Annotated in this window: 1 pseudogene; it reads left to right on the forward strand. The window is 53.3% G+C overall.

The annotated features are described in order from the left end of the window. Nucleotides 1-259, forward strand: a pseudogene (locus KVT27_RS25245) (GerAB/ArcD/ProY family transporter); the annotation flags it as partial.

The raw sequence follows: 259 nt of genomic DNA on the forward strand, positions 1-259 counted from the left end.
TGATGATGCCGCTCCTGCTGTCTAACGAGTTTTATTTCCGGCTCGTGACGCCGGCTATGACCATGCCGCTGCAGCATGTCGCTGCGAGCTCTCTGCTTACGGTCGGCAGCGCCGGAGATATTTTCATTCTGGGCGCCTTTCTGCATATGGTGTATAACGCGAACCAAGTCCGTTCTTCCATTCGTCACGGATCCTTGCTCGGCATCTTCCTGCTTACGCTGTCGATCTTCTTAATTCTTGTCGTACTCGGCCCCAAAAT

The organism is Lysinibacillus sp. GbtcB16, from assembly GCF_019091145.1.
GTDB classification, from domain to species: Bacteria; Bacillota; Bacilli; order Bacillales_A; family Planococcaceae; genus Lysinibacillus; species Lysinibacillus fusiformis.